Here is a 16,418-nt window from a genome sequence, read left to right as displayed (position 1 = left end):
CTTTATGCTCCTTTATTGTTGTGCCTCTTTAAAGAATGCTTGATGTTTTTCTAATAAATCGACAGTTAAAGTCGTATCCCACTTTTTCAAATACTGTGGAACGTATTCATCATCTACTTGCTCACCTTCATAAAGCGCTACCGGATATTGTTTCAACAAATCTGCTCGTGCCTCTGTCGCAATTACCTTTGCCATTTCAATTGCCAACGCTTCATCGCCCTCTTTATCTACAACAGCAACAGATTCTGTTAACGTAAAGTTGCCCTCAGTTGGGTCAATATAGTCAATTGGTAAGCCCTCATTTTTCGCATCAATTGCTTGAATACGTAAACCAAACCCAGCTGCCACTTCACCTGTTTTCACCTTTTTAATAGGACCAGAGCCAGAGCTTTCAATATGAGGACCAGCATTTTTAATTAAATCCGCTAATACTTGCTTCCCTTCTTTTTCTCCGTATTCATTCATAATCGCTTGTACTAATAACCAACCTGTAGATGAGTCTAGAATATTAGGAAATGAAACTAAATCTTTATAATCAGGGTTCGTTAAATCCTTTATTGTTTTCGGCACAGGTAGCCCTTTTTGTGCCAATAAATCTGTATTGATAAAAATAGATCCTACATTCCCTAAAATCGGTAATGCATAGGTTGATCCACCATCTATTGGCTTTAAGTCAGAGGAAAGGTCAACAAACATTGATTTAGATGTTTGAGCACTTTCTATAAAATACGAAGCCATCGTTACAACATCCGCTTCAATATCAGTACCTTCCGCCATCATTTTCCCACCTAATTCAGATGTCCCAAATGATTGGATAATATACTTGTCTTCATAGCCTTTCTTATCTAATGTCGCTTGCATTACCTCAATTGCTTCATCATCTGCATTCGAATAAATGATTACTTGTTTATTTGCATCAGCCTCCGCACTGCCACATGCAGCTAATACAATTGCAGAACTAACAGTACCTAACATCATAATTGTTGATTTTTTCATCATTCCATCTCCTTAACCTTTTCTTTAGTTGTTGTTATATAGTCACAACCTAATTTCACAATGAGGTTTGTGCATAAAATAAAAATGGAGAGTACAAAAATATCTGTATACTTTGCAAAATGCTGAAGTTCTTTTATGCGCGTGGAGACAAGCATTGTTTTCGTACTGACAAGGAAAATTACCCCACTAACAGTCACCATGGCATTTAAAAAATAGTAGCTAAACATTTGAAAAATAGTAGGGCGAATATTCGGTAAAATAACGCGCACCACTGTTTGAATCCAGGAGTCTTTTAACAATTCCCCAGTTACTTCCCATGTAGGGTCCATTTTTTGCAAGGAGTTTTTCGCCATCAAATACGGTGTTGTGAAAAAATGAACGACAGTATAGGCAATAATAATGAAGAAGGTCCCCTTTAGCGAACTTCCATTAAAGAAAAACAAATAAGAAAGGCCAAGAACCATCCCTGGCACAGTGTTCGTAACCATTGACATAATATCTATCGTTTTTCTTCCTTTCAGTGGCGTTCTGACATTTAGAAGAGCTGAAATAAATGCTATACAAACACCTAAAACGGCTGTAAAGAAGGCAACGATAAGTGAATTCAAATAAACTCTAGTTAGATTTTTTTCTGCTAAAACATTTTGTATATGTTCCAATGTGAAGCTAAAGTCATATGGATACCCTTTTGTAAATGGAACAATGAACATTGTCGAGAAGATGATAAAAATCGTACTCACACATAGTAATGAAAGAACTGTAAATGTACTATCGCGCAGACGATGTACTACTAGCTCACTTTGACTAGCGTGCTTGTATTGAAAATTAAATCGATCTAGCAAACTTAGCATCACGATACCAAGTACAGCAGGCACAAGCATCAATACAGAAATTACTGACCCTTGCTCAAATCGCACAATAGAGCCAAGCATTGCTTGATAAAGCTCTGTAGCGATCACTTTATAACTTCCACCTACCGAAGCCGGTATACCAAAGTCTGTAAAGCTTAAAATAAACGTTAATATAAAAGCTCCACCAATTGTTCCTAGCATTGGACGAAGTACGGTATGGTAAAATCGACGTGACGGTCTATCATGCATCAGCATGGAAACGAGCATAAACCGTTTATCGATGTACTGCATGGAATTTTGCATCAAAATAAAAGCAACAGGTAATGTATAGAGCACATATCCAATTAACAATCCATTAAATCCATAAATAGTCACTATAGGCTGACCTACTAATTTTGTAAGAATGCCTTGATTGCCAAATGTATAAATCAATACAAAACCATAGGTGATTGTCGGCAACAACATCGGCAATGTTATGCCTACATGCACAAGTTTTTTAACAAGCTGATTCATCGTCGTAAAATGTAATGCATAAGCCAATGCAAACGCTAAACAGGTTGTGATAACAGCAGCTACTAATGACACTTGAAAACTATTGAGAAAAGCTTCACGTATTTCTGCACTCTGTAATGCTTCTCCATAGTTTTGTAACGTTATGCTATTGCCTTTTTTCAAGGACTGCCAAAACATATAAAGTAAAGGCACAATTAAAAAGAAGAGAAAAAAGAATGCAATGGGCATAAACAAAATTTTCACCATTTTATTAGTTTTAAGCATAGGATTCTCCAAACAGTTGGTAGATGTTATGACGTTTAATGTGAAGTTGCCTTAAGATAAAATCTTCGATAAATTGATTTTTTGGTGTTTTTAATATTTCATGAGGTGTACCATATTGTGAAACAGTGCCCTCATTAATAATTAGTACTTTATCTGATAACGTAAGCGCCTCTTCAGGATCATGGGTCACGATAATTGTCGTTAGATTAAATTGCCTTGCAATCGACTTAATGCGCTCTTTAATCGATTCCTTGATTACCCCATCAAGAGCACTTAATGGTTCATCTAGTAATAATATTTTCGGTTGCATCACGAGTGTTCTAGCAATTGATACACGCTGTTTCTGCCCGCCTGATAATTCGTGAATCTTCTTATGTAAATGTGGAGCTAATTCTAAAAAATCAACATACTCTTGTATCTCACCTTTTGTCATTTGCTGTTTTTTATTTTTTAAGCCATACACGATATTGTCGTAAGCATTTAAATGTGGGAACAACGCGAAATCTTGGAAAACGATATTAAATCCTCGTTCCTGCATGGATTGTTTCGATATATCTTGTCCATTGTAAAAAAGTTGCCCATTCGTTTGTTCTGTAAGACCTAGAACAATGTTGAGTAATGTTGTTTTGCCACAACCACTCGGCCCCAATAAAGAAACTATTTCTCCTGAGCCAATCGTTAAATTTATATCTTTTAAAACTTTTTTATTTTTATAGCTTTTTGAAATATTTCTTAGTTCCAACAAATCGCTCACTCCTTTTGAGTTGTTACTCACAGTATAGTGGCAATTTGTAAAGGGAAATAACATATTTGTGTAAATTTTGAGTAAATCCTGACCAACTATTGACAAAGTTATTACCACTTTGAGTAAATAACTAATAGAGGTGATTAAATGTATACATTAGAAAGGCAGCAACATATTTTGCAATACGTACGCAATAATAAGGTAGTGAAATTAGTTACCTTGACAAAAGAATTCAATGTATCAATGGAAACTATACGAAGAGATATTCAAATACTTGTGCAAGAGAAGAAAATTGAGAAGTTTTATGGGGGCGTAAAATATATTGAACCTGTCGAAGGGCTAATGGACAATCGATTAACGCAGCAACTAACAGAAAAAATCGCTATCGCAAAAACTTGCGCATCTTTAGTAGAGGATGGTGATTGTATATTTATTGATAGTGGCACAACAACCTATCAGATGACGCCATTTCTTTTAGGAAAGGAAAAACTAACAGTTGTTACGAATTCTCTACCTGTGGCATTTGATTTAATCGGTTCCAATATTGAAGTAATGATTATTGGTGGGAAGATACGTCATTCAGAAAAGTCGGTCACTTCTAATGATTTTCTTTTCCGTTTCGAGCATCTGAATATTAATAAGGCGTTTATATGCGCAAGTGGAGTAACGCTTGAAAAAGGAATATCCGATTTCAGTATAGAAGAGGCGATGACGAGGAAACAGCTCATTAATATATCGCAAACAGTTTATGTTGCAACGGATTCTTCTAAATTTAATAAAGATGTCGCGATTCAAGTGTGCCCGTTAGATCAGGTCGACATGATTATTACCGATAACAAACTCTCTAAAGATACGCTAAAGCAGTATACTGAGGCAGGAATTAAACTGGAGGTTGTTGAGGTCGGGTCCTAAAGTGTAAAAAATTCAGAATTGTTCGGGTGCCTGACACTCTAGCGGGCACGACGTAAGCCGCAACCCTCGCTAACGCGAAGACTGTTGTGACTTACGTTACGTGCGTTCCCGCAGGAGTCTTATTGGATTTATAAATATATTTTAGGGGTAAAATTCAGAATTGTTTAGGTGCCTGGCACTTATATAATCTTTAGATAACGCATTGCTTTCGCAAGACCGTCCGCATCTACATGATCTGTAATATGTGAGGCAACTGCCTTTACTCTTTCATGTCCATTTCCCATCGCTATGCTCATGCCAACAGCCTCTAACATTTCAATATCATTAATACCATCCCCAAAAGCAATTGCATCATCTAACGTTAGGCCCATTTTTGTGAGCACTTTTTCGATTCCTGCAGCCTTCGAGCCTCCTTTAGGCAAAATATCACAAGAATATTGATGCCAACGTACAAACTGGACATTTGGAAAAGCTTCGCAATACAAATGTTCATCTTTCTCTTCCATAAAGATCAGTGTTTGATAAACATCGTTCTGCATATAATAAGATGAGTCTAGTTCTGGATATGGGTATTTTAAAGTATCGAGACTTTCGGATACCATGTTATGCCCTCCAACTGACGCGATCATTCGCTTGTCGTCTAAAAAAACAACTGGTTCGTTTCGCGCTTCACCAAAGGCAATAATTTTCGCTAACTCATCTTTTTCAACACCATTTGTATAGACAACCTCGCCACGATAAACAACGTACTGTCCATTGAAGGTCACATACGTATTAATATCAAGCTCTTCTAACAATGATTGAATCATAAACGGTGCACGTCCAGTGGCAATTGCAATCTCATAGCCTCTACGACGCGCTTCTAATAACGCTTCCTTTGCTGAAGCTGGCAATATTTTTTCACTGTTATAAAGTGTTCCATCTACATCAAAAAATAAAATTTTATTCATTCCATAATTCCTTTCTTTATGTATTATGTTGCAAAGGCAAAATACTTTACACAGGTATCGTTTTTAATTATAATGATCCTAAGGAGTGATGTGCCATGCTGAAGAAACTAAAGCAAAAATTGTTGAAGCAACTTCGCGGCGTACTCGGAAAAAAATCAATTGCCTAACATTTGCCCTTCATTATTTGAAGGGCTTTTCTTTATTTTAAAGTAGCCGCGTGATAATATAAAGGAAATGCATTTATTTGTCTATGCGCAACCACTGTCTCATTGCCTTTATGAAAAGTGCAAGATTAAAGTATTGAGATACAAGAAATTCAAACGCTCATTTCTTTATTAGTTTGAAGTATACTAGAAATTCGCGGTTTTTTCTTGTAGTACGTGTGTGGTAATAGCCAAATCTGCAATAATAATGTACGCAATTAAAGGAGAGCAAACTATGATTTACAAAGTTTATTATCAAGAAAAAGCAAATGAGATTCCAGTTCGCGAAAACACTAAAAGTCTATACCTTGAAGCTGCTTCAGAACGTGAAGTACGTCAAAAGTTACAAGACCGTCATTACAACATTGAGTTCATTCAATTGCTTGAAGGTAACTATTTAGACTACGAACAAGCAAGTCCGAACTTCATCTTGGAGGAAATTTAACAAACATGAAGTTTGTTAAAAATGACCAAGCAGCTGTTTTCGCGCTCGGCGGACTGGGCGAAATCGGCAAAAACACTTACGGCGTCCAATTTCAAGATGAAATCATCTTAATTGACGCCGGAATAAAATTTCCAGAAGACGATTTACTCGGAATTGACTATGTTATTCCTGATTACACGTATTTAGTACGAAACGTCGATAAAATTAAAGGGTTATTTATAACACACGGACACGAAGACCATATTGGTGGTATCCCTTATTTACTACGTCAAGTGAATGTTCCTGTTTATGGTGGTAAGCTTGCACTTGGCTTATTGCGCAACAAACTTGAAGAGCATGGTTTACTACGTACAACTAAACTAATCGAAATTAAAGAAGATGATGTTATTAAATTTAGAAAAACATCTGTAAGCTTCTTTAGAACAACGCATAGTATTCCAGATGCTTATGGTATCGTCGTAAAAACACCTCCTGGCAATATCGTGCATACAGGTGACTTTAAATTCGACTTTACTCCAGTAGGCGAGCCAGCAAACTTAACAAAAATGGCTGAAATAGGTCGTGACGGTGTGCTGTGCTTACTATCTGATAGTACCAATGCTGAAAAACCAAATTTCACGATGTCTGAACGTACAGTTGGGAAAAGTATTGACGAAATCTTCCGCAAGGTTGATAGTCGTATTATTTTCGCAACGTTCGCATCAAATATTCACCGCTTACAGCAAGCAACAGATGCTGCCATTAAGTACGGACGAAAAATCGCTGTATTCGGTCGATCTATGGATAATGCCATTACCATCGGCCGTGAACTTGGCTACATCAACGCACCAAAAGATACATTCATTGATGCCCAAAGCATTAACCGTTTACCTGCCAACGAAGTGATGATTTTATGTACAGGCTCGCAAGGTGAACCAATGGCAGCACTCTCTCGTATTGCCAATGGTACACACCGTCAAATTCAAATCCAGCCTGGGGACACTGTTATCTTCTCTTCTTCACCTGTACCAGGTAATACGGTTAGCGTAAATAAAATCATTAATTTACTTTTCCGTGCTGGCGCTGAAGTAATTCACGGTGCATTAAATAATATCCATACATCTGGTCATGGATCGCAAGAAGAACAAAAGCTAATGCTACGATTAATGAAGCCAAAATTCTTTATGCCTATCCACGGTGAATTCCGTATGTTAAAAATGCATACGCATTTAGCAGAAGATTGTGATGTTCCACTTGAAAATACTTTCGTTATGGAAAATGGTGATGTACTGGCATTAAGTGCAAATGAAGCACATGTTGCAGGTCGCATCCCTTCTGGTGATGTCTATATTGATGGTAACGGTATTGGAGATATTGGCAATATTGTACTACGCGACCGTCGTATACTATCTGAAGAAGGCTTAGTAATAGTTGTTGTGAGCGTAGATATGGAAAACCAAAAAATTGTTTCAGGTCCTGACATTATTTCACGTGGCTTTGTTTATATGCGTGAATCAGGCACAATGATCAATGAAGCACAAAAAATGCTGAACCGTCATCTTAACGAAACAATTCAAGGCAAAACGCCACAATGGACTGAGCTTAAAAATGAAATTACTGATGTTTTAGGACCTTACTTATTTGAGAAAACTAAACGTCGTCCGATGATTTTACCGATTATTATGGAAGTATAATCTTTCAAATTAAGAAGCTACGCATTATTTGCGTAGCTTCTTTTATGTATATATATTCTATTTTATTTGCATGAAATTATTAGAGTTCGTAATATGCTAAGCTCCCCCGCTTTAATTTTGTCAGATGTAGTTTGACCTCCTTAAATTTAGGATACGTAAATTCACCAGCATTTTTTTCATGATGTGGCTTTTTTAACTCTGCAAGCTAGAGTTAGCTTTTTTGTTTCAGTTGAAATTTAATTTAATAAATTTCTAAAATTTTGAAACCTCCTTTAACAATTTACGTATATAGTAATAACAACACGATTCCTCTCCCCCTTTTCGAAATGAAACATCCTGTTCAATACAATTTCAAAAAATAGAATCGCCCACTATAACTTACGTGTGAACAATTCTATTTCAATGTTTAAAATTGGAAATATTTCTCTAGTACATATGCGATCCATTGACATCCTGACTGTAGGCGGATGTTTTCAATTAGTCCTTTGATAATCGGTTTACTGTATGTTTGTTGCTCTACTTGATTTTTTAACAGCTCCAATGATTCACGTTCAATAGATGGCTCTATGTTCTGGATGTTTTGTTCGATTAACTGCAATAGCGATTGTTGCGTAACTTTCTCTGCACAGGGTCTTGCTACAATTTGAGCAAGTTCCTCAGTAATAAAAGGAATTGTGGTATGACGTGCAATAATATCTGTCTTTTCTGCTAATGATTTTGCCAATTGATCTAGATCAAGCGGCAAATTTGAGAACATAAACAGCTCGGCATAGCCTTTCACAAATCCTTTTACACAATACATCACATCATATTTTGTCTCTTGCAGCTCTTCTCGATAAAGTTGTTCAAGCATTTGGACGATAAACTTCGACATATCCGCTTCATAGGCACTCACTTTATGAAACAGCTCTTTTTTTGTAAGAAATACCTTTTCATTAAAGAACACACGCGAAGAAGCTGCATGTTTTTTAAACGTTTGAAAAATACCTTTATAAAAATCTACCAACACTACATCTTTTTTGTTCGTGCTTCTGACTACTTGGTCAATATCCGCTATAAATTGCTGTAGGTAGTAGTCAACCATTGAAAAAAGAAGTTCATCTTTTGTTTTAAAAGACAAATAAAATGCCCCTTTAGAAATCCCGCAGCGCTCTGTAATTTGCTGTACAGATGTTGCTTCAAAGCCTTGTTCAGAAAACAGTTCTAATGCTTTCTCCATAATCAGTTGCTTTTTTGACATATTTTCAAATCTCTCCTAATGCATTTCATTGACAAATGACCGATTAGTCATTATTATAAATAATTGAATCTAGTAAGTCAATAAAGGGTAGGTGTGAAGGTGAAAGGTTTAGTTAATTTTGTATTGAAGAACAAATTGGCAGTGTGGTTATTAACAATTATCATCACTGTCTCAGGTATTTATTCAGGTACAAGAATGAAAATGGAATCAATCCCTGATATATCGATTCCATACTTAATTGTAATGGGCGTTTATCCAGGTGCAACGCCTGAACAAGTCATGAATGAACTTTCCATTCCATTTGAAAAATCAATCGAAAGTTTAGAGGATGTTAAGGCAGTTTATTCTACTTCTTCATCCAACATTGCACAAGTTCAAGTTGAATATGACTACGGCATTGATATGGATGAGAAAAAACGCCAGTTAGAATCAGCTTTAGATAATGTGAAACTTCCTGAGGGTGCACAAGAACCTACAATTATGGCAATTAGTATGAACATGATGCCTGTTGTCGCATTATCAGTAAGTAGTTCTAAGGAAGATATAGTTGAACTGACATCAACAGTAGAAGATTTATTACTTCCTAAAATCGAAAAAATCGACGGTGTTGCTTCTGCAACTATTACTGGTCAGCATATTGAACAAGTTTCGTTTAAATATGACGAAGAAAAAATGGCTGCTCTCGGCTTAACAGAGGATAGCGTCAAGCAAATGATCCAAGCAAGTGATATGTCATTATCGCTTGGTTTATATCAATTTACAGTTGGTGAACAGGCGGTTTCCGTTGATGGTAAAGTTAAAACTATCGACGAATTAAAAGATTTATTAATACCAGTCACACCTTCAGCTACACAACCTTCTCCTTTCGTTCGCTTAGGTGATATTGCAACGATTGAAGTTGAAGGTAAAGTACAATCCGTTTCACGCACAAATGGTAAAGATGCAATTGCGATTCAAATCGTGAAAGGTCAAGATGCAAATACTGTAACTGTTGTAAATGCAGTAAAAGACCTTATTAAAGATGAAGAAAAAAGAATTGACGGCTTAAAAGTGGATATCTCACTTGACCAAGGTGCGCCAATTGAAGATTCAGTCTTCACAATGATTGAAAAAGCAGTATTCGGTGGCGCAATCGCTGTATTAATTATTTTACTATTCTTACGCGATTTCAAATCAACAATTATTTCAATTATCTCTATTCCAGTTTCTGTTTTCATGGCTTTACTATTATTAAACTGGATGGATATTACGTTAAATATTATGACACTTGGTGCAATCACCGTTGCCATTGGGCGCGTTATTGATGACTCCATAGTCGTAGTAGAAAATATTTATCGACGTATCCATTTGAAACAAGAAAAATTAACGGGTCGCGCACTTATTCGTGAAGCGACAATTGAAATGTTTAAACCAATCTTGTCTTCTACATTAGTTACGGTAGCGGTATTTGCCCCACTTATGTTTGTAGGCGGTATGGTTGGTGAATTATTCATGCCATTTGCATTAACAATGACATTTGCATTAGGCGCATCATTATTAGTAGCGATTACAATTGTACCAGCTTTATCTCATTTCTTATTCCGTAAAAAAATATATGGAGAGAAAAAAGAAAGCCAACATCAAGAAGTTGGTAAACTAGCTACTTGGTACAGAGGTGTACTAGAAAAAGCGTTAAATCATAAAATTATTACTTCTACGATTGCGATTTTAATGCTTGTTGGCTCACTTGCCTTAACACCATTAATCGGCTTTAGTTTCATGGGATCTCAAGAAGAAAAGGTGATGTATTTAACATATACACCTGGAACTGGTGAGTTAAATGATGAAACAGAAGCAAATGTTGCAACAGTCGAAAAAGAATTAATGAAACGTAAAGATGTTGATATTTTACAAGTTTCCATTACAGATGCTACAAATGCTGATCCATCAGCAATGATGATGGGTGGCGGAGCTGGTGGTGCATTAATGTACCTCATCTTTGACCCAGATATGAAGGACTTCCCTGCAGCACGTGAAGAAGTGGAAGACTATGTATTTAATCTAGAGCAATCAGGTGAATGGAAAAGCCAAAACTTCTCATCAATGTCTATGTCCTCAAATGAAGTTAGCTACACATTATACAGTGAAAACTTAGATAATCTACGTAGCGCAGTAAAAGACGTTGAAGGAACATTAAATGATGTTAAGGGCTTAGAGGATGTTAAATCTGATTATGAAGACCCTTATGTAGAGCATGTTTTAAAAGTAGAGCAAAAAAATGTTTTACAATATGGTTTAACAACAGCTCAAATCGTCATGGCGTTAAATTCTACAGCATCACAAGAAGTGTTAACAACCGTAGAACGTGACGGTAAAGATATTAACGTCATTGTCCAACGCGATGCAAAGACAGCAGCTTTATCAATCGATGATATTTTAAAAACAGAAATTAAAACAGCTTTAGGTACAACGATGACAATCGGTGAATTAGTAGATGTTGAAGAAGGAACAACGCTTAATTCATTATCACGCTCAAAAGGTGAATACTTTGCAACAGTATCTGCCACAATTATTGGCGATGATATTTCAAAAGCAACTTCTGCAGCTGATAAAAAAATCGATAAGTTAGATTTACCTAAAGGTGTGACAACAGGCGTATCAGGTGTGGCAGCAGATATGCAAGAAACATTCACACAACTTGGAGTTGCTATGTTAGCAGCAATTGCCATTGTTTACTTTATTCTTGTCGTAACGTTTGGTGAAGGTTTAGCGCCATTTGCTATCCTCTTCTCATTACCGTTTGCAGTAATCGGTGCATTTGTTGGCTTATATGTAACGAATCAAACGATTTCTGTTTCAGTTATGATGGGTCTATTGATGTTAATAGGTATCGTTGTCACAAATGCCATTGTACTTGTCGACCGCATTATCCATATGGAACGTGATGGAATGGGTATGCGTGAAGCAATTTTAGAGGCAGGTGCAACGCGTCTACGTCCAATTTTAATGACTGCCATTGCAACGATTGGCGCGATGATTCCAATGGCACTAGGTAATGGTGGTAGCGGATTAATCTCTAAAGACCTTGCAATTACAGTAATCGGTGGTTTATTATCTTCAACATTATTAACATTAGTAGTCGTACCAATTGTGTATGAAATGCTATCTAAAATGTTAAAGAAAAATCGTAAAGATATAGAAGAAAATTAATTAATAGTCGCAATGCTAAAAGGGCACCCCATAATGGAGTGCCCTTTTTTATCGTCTTCGTAACCATTGTTTTCCGTTCTCGAACCTCCCCTTTCACGTCGGAAATCCAAGGTCCATTTGAAATAATGGAAACTTCTATTGAGGCGAAGGGTATTAATTGAATACCTGCCCTCATCGATTGCTAATAACGAATAGCTTGATTTAGCCTCGTAAAATTTATGCAAAGGGTTTTTGATTTTTTTAAACATGCGCTTTACATTACTAAACTTAAATTTGGGGAATTTGCTACTCATTTTTAAAAAGCGATTTGCCCTTAAAGTACCGTATTACGAATCCATCCAGCTATTCATCGGCTACCCCTATTCTTTTTCTATCGTTTTCAATAACTGAAAGACAGCTTGCTCATGACCAAACCTTTTTAAAACCTTTACTTTTTGCATACCTAACTTTTCTAGTACACGGCAGGAAGCAATATTTGCAGTTTGCGTTTCCGCTACTATTTTTGATAAATTTAGGCTGAAAAATCCATAATGTATGATGGCTAATAATACTTCAAACGCATAACCCTTACCCCAATATTGAGGTAGAAATTGATAGCTCAGCTCATATGTCGTTTTTTCATGATATTCATCAATCGACACTAAACCAATAAACTCATTATTGTTTTTTAATGAAATATAAAAATATGAATTAGGAAAAGGTGCTTGTAGCATGCTGTCAAAGGAAGAATAGATGTAGCTTTTTTCCGGTACCCCTCCTAGAAAGGATCTAACTTCCTCATTACAATACAATGAATAAATATCTTCAACATGGTTTGGCTTTAAAGACTGAATAATACAATTTTCGGTAATTAACATAACATGCCTCGCTATTTGAATTTTCTTTATTATGACAAAGCTATAATAGGAAATCAAACACAATTTTACATTAATTTGTTTTAGCCTTCTCGAAGAAAATAAAAGGCCTGCGTCCGATACAATATCGAATACAGGCTAAAACTTTTTTTAATATTATGTTTATCTTTCATTTCATAATGACTAGCATGTTATTTAGTTGTTGAAAGCTCCTTTAAGCATTCTTTTCTAGCTTCCCACTCTTCTCTTAACATGCCCATACGTATGGAATCATAATAGACACCCTCATACAAACGTACTTTGCGAATTTTCGCTTCCAATTGCATCCCTAATTTTTCTCCGACACGAATCATCCGTTTATTTCCTGACCATGTCGTAAACCCAACGCGAACAAGTGGCATCGTTGAAAATAAGTGATCAATCCATAGTGTCATTGCTCTAGTGCCAAGTCCTTTGCTCCAATTATGCGACTCATGAAAAACAATGCCCAATTCTAACCACTTAGAAGGCTCATGCTCCCAATAATATGAAATCACGCCACAAATAACGCCATCAACCTCAATTGCCCAAAAGTTTTTTTGATTGATAAATTGCTGTGACATTAACATAAAATCATGCAATGGTTTAGCTTGGTGCGGGAAATAGGGAGCATCCCATTTTTTCCATTCTGGTTGCTCGTCTTTATAAATAAGCTCCCAAATGCGCTCTAAATCAGACTCAATGATAGGACGAATGTTTAATTCTTGATCTGTGTACATAAGCAGCCTCTTTTCAATTTTCATTTAATATTTTTAAATTGCTTGAAAAGTGGCATAACCTCTATATGCTACTTCTCAATCACATTCCATATCTGTTTCATATTCATCATTCCTTTCATCGCAGTTAGGAAAATTATAGCATATTTCCATTTATAGTATGCCTCACTTACAATTTGAAAGTCGCTTATTTTCTTTTTCGACCGATTAATAGCGTTACTTGTGCCATTGTAAATGGTAATGAAGATTTTTTGCGATACGCCACATATTTAGGTTCCCAAAAATCAGCATATTTTAATTTAAAATTTCTTAATCCTTTGAAATGATAGAAGAAATGTCCATGTAAAAAAATTTGTGCTGCAATTTTTTCACTTAAAAAGGAATATCTCGATTGCCCAACATTTGAGAGTGGCGACATGCCCATATTGAACACTCGGAAACCTTGTTCTTTCGCCCATTCAAACAGCGATAAAAAAATGTAATCCATCGTTCCAGACGGTGCACCTGGCTTGAAACGCATGAGATCGACTGAAATCCTTTCGCCATTGTCATACATTGGCATAATGCTAGCAAAGCCTATCACACCTTCTGCTCCTCTTAACACAGCAATGTTTGACTTGCTCAAATAGTTTTCATCGAAAAAGCCAAGAGAAAATCCCTTTTCAGCTCTTCCCTGCAGCCATTTAGTTGATACCTCTTCCAATTCAATCATTACTTCCTGTGAATATGGCGGGCTTAATAATGTAACCGTGTAGTTCTCTCGTTCAAATTTATTTTTTACCGCCCTACTACTCTTCATTTCTTTACCAGTAAACGTGAATTTATCTAAATCAACAAATGCTTCCTCACCAAGTTTAAAAAAGCTATAGCCATGCTCATGTAAAGAAGGGAAAATATTGTTGTTTATCTCATAAAAAACAGGTGTATACCCATGTTTATCTGCCAATTCCAAAAACTCTTGAATAGCAGATAAAAAATCACTTTCTTGCCCTACTGGATCTCCTAACACAATGATTTTATCTGCAAATATTTGATACGCAAATAACACTGTATTCTTTTCATTCCAATACACGAATTTGTCATGTAAAAATATTAAATGAGAAAACTCAGTCCCTTTATATTCCAATAAGTGATTTTTAATTTTATCTTCGTGCTCTCTTGATAGAAGTTTCTCCATTTTTTTCGTTCCGCGTGTAAAATAACCAAAGTAAAAAATGACACACGCTATGAGGATACCAATAATTGCACTATAAAATAAATCCCGATAGTCGGTAAGGATATAGTATTGTAACGCTGTCGGAATATGAATTTTTGCAGTAGGTAAGTTGACATATCCAATTAATAAATACATTGTAGTAATAAAAAGAACGGCAGCAAGGTCAAATAGGATGACACCCCATGTGAGGACATAGCTTTCACGGTAAAATTGTTTTTTCGATGCCATGAGCAACACTGCGACAATTAGTAAAAAGATCGCTTCTTCATAATCAAAGCCTTTAATAATCGAGAATATAGCTGAACTACTAAGCACGACGATTGCAAGCTGATAAGCTTTTTTCACTTTATATTTAATTCCCCTACACAATCCTAAAAGGATAAAGGCTGCTGCAACAGTCAATTGATGGGAGATATTCATAATTGGTGATGATAAAAACTCCTGAGCTATTTTTAGCCGACTTAAAACGCCAGGCACCGATGCCGATAGCAATAATACAATGCCTGAGATAAATACTAAAATCGTTAACAACATATGACTAATTTTTTGAGAAATAACATTTGGCAAGTCATCCCAAGATCGATTCCAGCGTTCCCAATAATCTTTAATAAATAATAGTACAGATACTAAAAATGGTAATACAAAGTAGCCAACACGGTACAAAATTAATAAGAAAAGTACTTTTTCTTCACCGATTCCAACACTTTGCGTCCCCCATAGAAAAACGAGGTCGAATGAGCCAACCCCTCCAGGTATCATACTAATTATGCCAGCACATGAGGCAATTAAAAATATTGGTATAAGTGTCGATAACTCAATAGGTATATGCAAGATTAACGTTAACAGCCAAATAACGAAAAAAACTGCAAGCCATTCTGCTACTGAAGTAATTATTAACTGAAGAGATACTTTTATTGTTAAGGAACTACCTTTTTTATAACGAATAAGGTGCATCCCAATAAAGGCCGGAACATATAAGCTGACAAGAATTACGGCAATTGAAAGCCACCGAAATTCTTTTAGCAATGGAAAGTCCCAAAAGAATACATACATGAGCCATGCTAACAAGGAGATACCTGTTAAATAAAAAAGAGTAACGGAGGCAATGCTCTTCAACAAGCCTTCTCGATCCTCTTTATATTTTGAATAAAAATAATTTCGTAAAAAAACGCCTACTAAACCACCAAAGCCAATAAGGTTGGAAAATGTATTGACGATAAATGAATTATTAAGCAACGTGCGCTTGTTCATTTTGATTCCCAGTAGTTTAGCTAAAATGACATCATAAAAAATCATCGGAGTAATCGCACAAAACGCGATGAAAAAAATCAATAACAGTTCCCATATTTGCAATTGACTAACTTCATTCCGAAGTAAATTAACATCTACTCCTCTTAACGATTGCTGAATTTCATAAATAGCTATCGCTAACAGTATGACTGGAAATAAAATTTTCAGAAACCGCATTAATGGTTCTTTCCTTATTTTGAACATGTGCTAAACCTACTCCCCAAGCTTTCTTAAAAATTTTAAATTTGAACAAAACTTCTTATTCCCCTTTAGGGATAGTGCATAAAAAAGTGGCGTATTGCATGAAAAAACTACAGTCTTC

12 protein-coding genes are annotated in these 16,418 nt (G+C 35.9%); 4 read left to right on the top strand and 8 right to left on the bottom strand.

The window, feature by feature from the left end:
- Positions 1-12: 12 nt before the first annotated feature.
- Genes ACIQXJ_RS00910 through ACIQXJ_RS00900 form a run of 3 tightly spaced genes read right to left on the bottom strand, consistent with a single transcriptional unit; the run spans position 13 to position 3,369 of the window.
- Complete coding sequence (locus ACIQXJ_RS00910) at positions 13-996, bottom strand: extracellular solute-binding protein (protein ID WP_403048640.1); 984 nt, start codon at positions 994-996, stop codon at positions 13-15.
- Positions 996-2,624 (bottom strand): ABC transporter permease subunit, encoded by a 1,629-nt coding sequence (locus ACIQXJ_RS00905; RefSeq protein ID WP_403048637.1) that lies wholly within the window; start codon positions 2,622-2,624, stop codon positions 996-998. The genes ACIQXJ_RS00910 and ACIQXJ_RS00905 overlap by 1 nt, the downstream gene beginning before the upstream one ends.
- Positions 2,617-3,369: an ABC transporter ATP-binding protein gene (locus ACIQXJ_RS00900; RefSeq protein WP_403048634.1), complete on the bottom strand. Its 753-nt coding sequence runs from the start codon at positions 3,367-3,369 to the stop codon at positions 2,617-2,619. The genes ACIQXJ_RS00905 and ACIQXJ_RS00900 overlap by 8 nt, the downstream gene beginning before the upstream one ends.
- A gap of 147 nt (positions 3,370-3,516) precedes the next feature.
- On the opposite strand from ACIQXJ_RS00900, the gene ACIQXJ_RS00895 reads away from it, so the two are divergent.
- Positions 3,517-4,281, top strand: a complete 765-nt coding sequence (locus ACIQXJ_RS00895) for a DeoR/GlpR family DNA-binding transcription regulator (RefSeq protein WP_403048631.1) — start codon at positions 3,517-3,519, stop codon at positions 4,279-4,281.
- Between the two features lie 179 nt (positions 4,282-4,460).
- Here the strand turns inward: ACIQXJ_RS00895 and ACIQXJ_RS00890 are convergent, their stop codons facing one another.
- Positions 4,461-5,231: a Cof-type HAD-IIB family hydrolase gene (locus tag ACIQXJ_RS00890; protein WP_403048628.1), complete on the bottom strand. Its 771-nt coding sequence runs from the start codon at positions 5,229-5,231 to the stop codon at positions 4,461-4,463.
- A gap of 438 nt (positions 5,232-5,669) precedes the next feature.
- Between ACIQXJ_RS00890 and ACIQXJ_RS00885 the strand changes: the two genes are divergently transcribed.
- Both ACIQXJ_RS00885 and rnjA read left to right on the top strand, forming a co-directional pair.
- Complete coding sequence (locus ACIQXJ_RS00885) at positions 5,670-5,879, top strand: DNA-dependent RNA polymerase subunit epsilon (protein ID WP_340826084.1); 210 nt, start codon at positions 5,670-5,672, stop codon at positions 5,877-5,879.
- 5 nt (positions 5,880-5,884) lie between these two features.
- Positions 5,885-7,552, top strand: a complete 1,668-nt coding sequence (gene rnjA, locus ACIQXJ_RS00880; protein ID WP_401009620.1) for a ribonuclease J1 — start codon at positions 5,885-5,887, stop codon at positions 7,550-7,552.
- A gap of 406 nt (positions 7,553-7,958) precedes the next feature.
- On the opposite strand, the gene ACIQXJ_RS00875 is transcribed toward rnjA, so the two are convergent.
- Positions 7,959-8,792 carry a TetR/AcrR family transcriptional regulator gene (locus tag ACIQXJ_RS00875; protein WP_403048625.1) on the bottom strand — a complete coding sequence of 278 codons (834 nt, stop codon included), beginning with the start codon at positions 8,790-8,792 and terminating at the stop codon, positions 7,959-7,961.
- 99 nt (positions 8,793-8,891) lie between these two features.
- Here ACIQXJ_RS00875 and ACIQXJ_RS00870 point away from each other — a divergent pair, with 99 nt between their 5' ends.
- Complete coding sequence (locus ACIQXJ_RS00870; protein WP_403048622.1) at positions 8,892-11,981, top strand: efflux RND transporter permease subunit; 3,090 nt, start codon at positions 8,892-8,894, stop codon at positions 11,979-11,981.
- A gap of 359 nt (positions 11,982-12,340) precedes the next feature.
- Here the strand turns inward: ACIQXJ_RS00870 and ACIQXJ_RS00865 are convergent, their stop codons facing one another.
- The 3 genes from ACIQXJ_RS00865 to mprF form a co-directional block, all read right to left on the bottom strand.
- Complete coding sequence (locus tag ACIQXJ_RS00865; RefSeq protein ID WP_403048619.1) at positions 12,341-12,838, bottom strand: GNAT family N-acetyltransferase; 498 nt, start codon at positions 12,836-12,838, stop codon at positions 12,341-12,343.
- Between the two features lie 188 nt (positions 12,839-13,026).
- A complete protein-coding gene (locus ACIQXJ_RS00860; protein WP_403048616.1) occupies positions 13,027-13,593 on the bottom strand; it encodes a GNAT family N-acetyltransferase in 567 nt (188 codons plus the stop codon).
- Positions 13,594-13,777: 184 nt separating this feature from the next.
- Entirely contained in the window at positions 13,778-16,300 is a 2,523-nt protein-coding gene (gene mprF, locus ACIQXJ_RS00855; RefSeq protein WP_403048613.1) for a bifunctional lysylphosphatidylglycerol flippase/synthetase MprF, read from the bottom strand.
- Positions 16,301-16,418 lie beyond the last annotated feature (118 nt).

The organism is Lysinibacillus sp. NPDC097868, assembly GCF_044761135.1.
In the GTDB taxonomy this organism is placed as follows: domain Bacteria; phylum Bacillota; class Bacilli; order Bacillales_A; family Planococcaceae; genus Lysinibacillus.
This window is presented reverse-complemented; position numbering and strand designations above follow the sequence as displayed.

Excerpts from the sequence above, each read along its gene's own strand:
- ACIQXJ_RS00895 (WP_403048631.1), top strand. The coding sequence starts at position 3,517 with ATGTATACATTAGAAAGGCAGCAACATATTTTGCAATACGTACGCAAT.
- ACIQXJ_RS00910 (WP_403048640.1), bottom strand. The coding sequence starts at position 996 with ATGAAAAAATCAACAATTATGATGTTAGGTACTGTTAGTTCTGCAATT.
- ACIQXJ_RS00905 (WP_403048637.1), bottom strand. The coding sequence starts at position 2,624 with ATGCTTAAAACTAATAAAATGGTGAAAATTTTGTTTATGCCCATTGCA.
- mprF (WP_403048613.1), bottom strand. The coding sequence starts at position 16,300 with ATGTTCAAAATAAGGAAAGAACCATTAATGCGGTTTCTGAAAATTTTA.
- ACIQXJ_RS00890 (WP_403048628.1), bottom strand. The coding sequence starts at position 5,231 with ATGAATAAAATTTTATTTTTTGATGTAGATGGAACACTTTATAACAGT.
- ACIQXJ_RS00865 (WP_403048619.1), bottom strand. The coding sequence starts at position 12,838 with ATGTTAATTACCGAAAATTGTATTATTCAGTCTTTAAAGCCAAACCAT.
- ACIQXJ_RS00875 (WP_403048625.1), bottom strand. The coding sequence starts at position 8,792 with ATGTCAAAAAAGCAACTGATTATGGAGAAAGCATTAGAACTGTTTTCT.
- ACIQXJ_RS00885 (WP_340826084.1), top strand. The coding sequence starts at position 5,670 with ATGATTTACAAAGTTTATTATCAAGAAAAAGCAAATGAGATTCCAGTT.
- rnjA (WP_401009620.1), top strand. The coding sequence starts at position 5,885 with ATGAAGTTTGTTAAAAATGACCAAGCAGCTGTTTTCGCGCTCGGCGGA.
- ACIQXJ_RS00860 (WP_403048616.1), bottom strand. The coding sequence starts at position 13,593 with ATGTACACAGATCAAGAATTAAACATTCGTCCTATCATTGAGTCTGAT.